This is a genomic window from Acidihalobacter sp. (assembly GCF_037381185.1).
Classification (GTDB): Bacteria; Pseudomonadota; Gammaproteobacteria; order DSM-5130; family Acidihalobacteraceae; genus Acidihalobacter_A.
The window spans coordinates 1-5,068 of sequence record NZ_JARRQY010000112.1 but is presented as its reverse complement, the minus strand read 5'-3'; the positions used below and the strand labels follow the sequence as shown (position 1 = coordinate 5,068).

Below are 5,068 nucleotides of genomic sequence, written 5' to 3'. Positions count from 1 at the left end.
CCGTTGGGCAGCAGATAGAGGAACTGGCGGAACTTGTCGGCGCGCACCACGCGGAAACCCGAGGTGAGATCAGCTACTTTGTGGTTGGTGACCCAACTGGCCAGGCGGTTGTAGAAGGTATTTGCCGCAAGTCGACCGAGCGATGCCTGGGAGCTATGGTCACGCGCGCCGACAACGATGTCGTAGCCCTGGTCTAGCTGCGTTAGGAGACGTTCGATATCAGCGGGATCATGCTGGCCATCGGCGTCCATGAATATGAGCACATCGCCCTGGGCGGTCCGGGTGCCGCTTTTGATAGCGGCGCCGTTCCCCATTCCGTAAGGATGGCGTACCACCTGGGCGCCGTGTTGCTCGGCGATGATAGCGGTGTCGTCAGTGGATCCGTCGTCGACGACGATGCGTTCGGCGTCGGGGTACCGCTTTCGCAGTTCGTCAAGCAGGACGGGCAGGTTCCCGGCCTCGTTGCGTGCGGGCAGGATGATGCTGAGGCGGGAACGGGAGGGGAGGGGCAACTCTGGCATCGTCTTCATGTGTACCTGATTTTGCGTCACGATACGCGCTCGGGTCAGTGCTTGCTGGCTGGGTTCTTGGGGACTTTCAGGCTCGGGGGCGGGCTGTTGGGCCGCGTTTTTTCCGCTTCCGACAGACGTTTCTTGAGCGTGGCAATGACAGTGTCCAGATGGCCGAAGCGATTGAGCACGTTCATATCTTCAATGCTCTGGCGTGCGGCGTCGAACTGGCGCAGGAATATCTGCAGCTTGATGAGGTTGATGCGGTATTGAGGTTGTTTGGGCGCTAGATCGATCGCCACATGCATTGTCTTTTGCGTCAAGGCGTAATTGTGCAGTACGTTTAAGGTGTAGTTACTGTAGATTGTCACGATATTGGCGTTGCGCGGATTTTTGTTCAAAGCTGCCCTGAATGCGCCAATCATTTTGTTGTTGTTGAAATGGCATTCTTTCAAATCGCAGCGCACCATGGCGTTGAGGGCGCTGATGTCCTGCGGCGTCGCTGGGCGACTGGATAGCTTTCGGTCGATGCTCCTCCACCATTGAGCCAGCAGCGGCTTGCCGATTTTGGCATTTAGGATAAGCAGTGCGGATTCGGGAAGGATGCTGGCGTTAGGTACAGCAGCGGCTTTTTCCAGTGACTTTATGGCGTCGGGTAGCAGCGACGAATCCGACTCGGTTACCAAGTTTGCATACGTGCGGCCTAGGTCGTAAGTAGCACGCGGTGAATTGGGGTGTTCGGTAGCGGACATGATGGCGAATCGGATCGGATTGGCCCATTGATGTACGCGCAGTCCGAGAATGCCTGCGTATAATGTTATCAATCCGATGACGAGAATACGCCGTGCAAAGCGGAGGCGTTCGACGGGCGGTTCCAGCAGCGCTAGACCGAAAACGGCGAGTAACAAGCCGAAGTCGGGTAGGTAGTTACGGTGCTCGAAGACCAATTCAAGATTGAAAATAGTGGCGGTCATCAATTGGCCGCAGAGGAACCACAGAATGCCCAGGCTGAGCAAAGGGCGTTGTCTGCGCTGCCAGATGGCTAAGGCGATGAGTGCGATGATGCCGAGAATGGCCGAGAAGGTCGTCGGCGGCGAAAATAGCCCGGTGGAGAAAGGGAAATCGTCGTGGTAGAGGCTAAGCGTGCCCAGGTTGGGGGCTAACGACCAAGCGATATAGAGCAGGACCACCCGTGGTTCTGTAAGTAAGCGTTCGGTCAGTGTGAAAGGACGAATAGAATGAACAGCGCTAGCCTGAATGCTCGGCCACAGCCAGAGTAGACCGAGGATGCCCGGCAACGCGAGTACGATCAAATAGTACAGATACAGCCGCCTGTCGCGTTCGCCGCTTGCACGAGTGAAACTGAACAGTGTCCATTCGACCACCACGGTATAAACTGGCAGGAGTGCGCCGATTTCTTTAGCTAATACGCCTAGTCCACCGCAAACGATCATTGCTAGCCATAGCAACCAGAAACCGGCTTTGCCATCGAGCATGCGTAAGCGCCCCCAGAGGTAGAGCGCAACTCCGGCAAGCACGAAGGTGCCGGACAGGCTGGTCATACGCTGTACGATGTAGAGTACAGCTGTGAGATTGATCGGCAGCAGGAGCCAGGCGGCGGCGATCGCGAGCGCGGTGCCGAGGATCAGGCGTTGGCTCAAGTCCGGGCGGAAGCGGCGGCGATAGGCCGTGAGAATTAGGGCGGCTACGGCATAGAGCAGCAGGCCATTGACGGCGTGGATGAAAATATTGGTCACCTTCATCGAATAGGGAAGGGGGCCAAAGAAGTATTCGTTTAGCGCGAAGCTGAGCATGCTGATGGGACGGTCCAGCGGGCCGGAGCCGGAGGAAAATGCTGCTGCCATTAAGTCGGCGAGGCTCAGGCTATGCGGTTTCAGCGCGGTGTTTTGAACGATGTTGGCGTAGTCGTCGAGTAGGAATCCGCCGTGTACACCGGGCCAGTAGATCAGGATGCTTGCGAGAATGGCGACGGTTAAGCCGGCGGTGAGAGTCAGGCGAAGGCGCATGGACAAGCGAACCTCGAGTTAGGGGGGGCGAGTGTACCCTGCCTTGGATATGATTTTGCGCGGTGCGCTCTAGCTTTCGCGCGTTTCAGCGGCAAACGGCGGGTGCGTACTGGGTCGGCAGGGTTGCCGTGTTAACCGCCAACGGCGCTTGCGGCGCCTTGCCTGCAGCGTAGCAGGTCCATTCGATTGCACCATGGTTTACACTGGGCTGTAGCAGTAGCGTGGTACCGTTGGCGCCGCTGCCCAGGTTACTCTTGAAGGTGATGGTAATCAGCCCATTGGCACCGATCTGCACATTGCTGGTGTTAGTGCCTGTAACCGTAAGAGGTAGGCCGTAATTGGCGTTGCCGCCGCCGGGGAAAGTGCCGAGGTTGCCGTATGTGTCCCACACAGCGAGTTTGGCGCCTCCAGCGAGATTGATGCCCTCCGTGACCTTGGCGCGGATGGTGTAGTTCTGATAGGCCGGGATGGCGATGGCGGCCAGGATGCCAATGGGGTACAAAAAACGCCCCGTCAAGGACGGGGCGCGAGTTCAGGCTTTCAGTGCTTGCTTGATTGTGCTTAGAGTTAAGCGCAAGCGACGCCTGTATTGAAACTTAACGGCAGTTGGCCGGTGCGTACTTGCCCGGAAGGTCGGAGCCATTCGCCGCATTGACGGCGGAGTGGCATGTCCAGGTCATGGAGCCACCTCCGTTGGCGGTTTGGGCATCCGGAACCAATACAAGAGTTGTTCCATTTGCGGTGCCGCCCATATTGCTGCGATACGTGATTTGAATTGCGCCATTTGGGCCGACCAGGATGCTCGAAGTGTTGGTTCCGGCGATTGTCTGGGCGAGGCCATAAGACTGATTGCACGCGGCATTGAACGCGCCACAAGACTGAGCGAAAGTGCCGTTGGATGCATAGGTGTCGGCGACAGATAGTTTGGCGGCAGATGCGAGGTTCAGGCCCTCGGTCACCTTGGCGCGAATGGTGTAATCCTGGTAGGCCGGGATGGCGATGGCGGCCAGGATGCCGATGATGGCCACCACGATCATCAGTTCGATGAGCGTAAAGCCCTTTTGGGTGTTTTTCTTCATAGCTGACTCCATTAAAAAGTGCGTTAACGCGGTGATGTCGATCTGCGCAGATCTTGCTGAATTCCTTTGTGCATCACTGCACGTAAGGATATGCATGAAGCGTACCAACACGCTGCTTTGGAGTAATTTGGCGGTCTCTCGCCGTTCTGCTCGCGTTACGGCCTGGGCAATGTGACGAGAGATGTCGTTCGATTGTCAGAAGGTGACACTTATTGTCACTTTCCGGGGCGTTTGATTGCGAGCTTCTTTAGTCGGTAGCGCAGTTGCCGAAGGCTCATGCCGAGCTGGCGCGCGGCTTCGGTTTTGTTCCAGCGGGTTTGTTCGAGTTTTGTGGGGTGGATTAGCGGAGTGCATCCATCGGCGCTGTGAGGGCGATGGTGAGAACGGCTGGTTAGGGATCAGCCAAGCTTGGCGCGTGTTCGCAAACGCTCGGGCGCGCCTTCGAAGATGAGGGGGTTGAGGAAGACGTTTTGACCAAGAAGTTTGCGCTCGACTTCGTCCAAGGCGGCTTCTTCGCAGATTTCGTCCCAGGTAGTGCATAGTCTGTCGATCTGTTCGGCGATGAGCGCTTGCGCGGCGCCGCGACCTGCCTGGAGGCTGGGCGCAGCCTCCAGGCAGGTCGCCAGCTTTCTCGTGCGCTTGTCGCCAACGATGAGCATGGCCGGGCGCGCTTCATGGCCTTCGGTCTGGCGCCGCCGATGGAGCTGCCATAGAGCAGCGCCTGATCGAGTTCGGGGGATAGCGGAATGCCTGCTTCGACTGTCTCGGTGGCGTTCAGCAGTTCTTCCAGTGTGGCGCTGTGGGTCGTGCGGGGGCAGTAGTCGCTTGGCGAGGTCTGGAAGTCGAGTGTGCCGGCATCGATATTTTCCCCCTGTGCGCCGAAAGTCCGGTTCAAGATGACGCGTCGACCCCAGGCGTCAGAAGCGGCATCGCGCAGACAGCCTGTGAGAATTGAATCCGGGTTCGGGACGGATCAGCCCGCGCCGCAGCGGCGATTCCGGTTCGTAGGTCGGAATTGCATCTGTTCGTTCCAGGTAGCTGCGACCGTAGTTGAATGTCAGGCGCGAGCGGTCACACGCCAGCCGTCTGGAGACCACGGGTTCCGTCGCGCCGGGCAGCCATATCCAGACGTAGGCTACGGCTGGTCGCTCAGAACTCATCTATGACTTCCTGCGTGCGGCGGCGAGCCGACTTGGGCAGCAATGCCCGCTTGCCACGCGCGACCGACAAGTGTTGGTTCACGGGGGCTTCGGGGGACGAGTAGCGATGAAGTGGGGTGTGTCGGTGGGTTTTGTCGGGTGGCTAGCGCAGCGTTATCTGCCAAGACTATTCAATATTCAATGCCTAGCTTTTTCAGCCGGTAGCGCAGTTGGCGAAAGCTCATGCCGAGCTGGCGCGCGGCTTCGGTTTTGTTCCAGCGGGTCTGTTCGAGTGCGCGGCGGATGACTTCGCG

General features: G+C 58.1%; 6 protein-coding genes and 1 pseudogene. All 7 read right to left on the bottom strand.

The window, feature by feature from the left end; translation table 11 throughout:
- A partial coding sequence (locus P8014_RS20435; protein ID WP_337819177.1) for a glycosyltransferase family 2 protein occupies positions 1 to 521 on the bottom strand: 521 nt, incomplete at its 3' end.
- Positions 522 to 565: 44 nt separating this feature from the next.
- Positions 566 to 2,536: a hypothetical protein gene (locus P8014_RS20430; RefSeq protein ID WP_337819175.1), complete on the bottom strand. Its 1,971-nt coding sequence runs from the start codon at positions 2,534 to 2,536 to the stop codon at positions 566 to 568.
- 85 nt (positions 2,537 to 2,621) lie between these two features.
- Entirely contained in the window at positions 2,622 to 3,038 is a 417-nt protein-coding gene (locus P8014_RS20425; RefSeq protein WP_337819174.1) for a pilin, read from the bottom strand.
- 94 nt (positions 3,039 to 3,132) lie between these two features.
- Positions 3,133 to 3,615, bottom strand: coding sequence for a pilin (locus P8014_RS20420; protein ID WP_337819173.1), 483 nt, complete (start codon positions 3,613 to 3,615; stop codon positions 3,133 to 3,135).
- A gap of 215 nt (positions 3,616 to 3,830) precedes the next feature.
- Positions 3,831 to 3,947, bottom strand: a pseudogene (locus tag P8014_RS20415) (helix-turn-helix domain-containing protein); the annotation flags it as partial.
- A 66-nt stretch (positions 3,948 to 4,013) separates the two neighbouring features.
- Positions 4,014 to 4,274 (bottom strand): hypothetical protein, encoded by a 261-nt coding sequence (locus P8014_RS20410; protein ID WP_337819172.1) that lies wholly within the window; start codon positions 4,272 to 4,274, stop codon positions 4,014 to 4,016.
- Positions 4,275 to 4,945: 671 nt separating this feature from the next.
- A partial coding sequence (locus tag P8014_RS20405; RefSeq protein ID WP_337819176.1) for a helix-turn-helix domain-containing protein occupies positions 4,946 to 5,068 on the bottom strand: 123 nt, incomplete at its 5' end.

What these genes read in the sequence shown, in the direction of transcription:
- P8014_RS20430 (WP_337819175.1), bottom strand. Translation starts at nt 2,536, where the DNA reads ATGCGCCTTCGCCTGACTCTCACCGCCGGCTTAACCGTCGCCATTCTC.
- P8014_RS20420 (WP_337819173.1), bottom strand. Translation starts at nt 3,615, where the DNA reads ATGAAGAAAAACACCCAAAAGGGCTTTACGCTCATCGAACTGATGATC.
- P8014_RS20410 (WP_337819172.1), bottom strand. Translation starts at nt 4,274, where the DNA reads ATGCTCATCGTTGGCGACAAGCGCACGAGAAAGCTGGCGACCTGCCTG.